At 45.2% G+C, this 230-nt stretch carries 1 protein-coding gene; it reads right to left on the reverse strand.

Annotated features, from left to right (window positions below):
- Positions 1 to 34 precede the first annotated feature (34 nt).
- On the reverse strand, positions 35 to 230 hold a 196-nt coding region (locus C6N31_RS45005), incomplete at its 5' end, for a hypothetical protein (RefSeq protein ID WP_232486395.1).

Below are 230 nucleotides of genomic sequence, written 5' to 3' on the forward strand. Positions count from 1 at the left end.
CTTTACATCAACTGTGGGGTCCAATCTAATAAGCTCAACTAGTGATGAAAACAGTACCAGCAAGAAAGCAAATGCTGCCCATTTCTTTCTGCTTTTTACCTATCCAATCTGTATGGTAATGGTTGCCGCGGAAGTAGAAGGGTAGCGTATCTTCATAACGACGACGGCGACGGCGACGGCGTCGGTTGATAAAGATACGAGTAGTTCTTCTTCGCTTTATCTTCCACGAC

It is taken from the genome of Streptomyces fildesensis, from assembly GCF_016107395.1.
Lineage (GTDB): Bacteria > Actinomycetota > Actinomycetes > Streptomycetales > Streptomycetaceae > Actinacidiphila > Actinacidiphila fildesensis.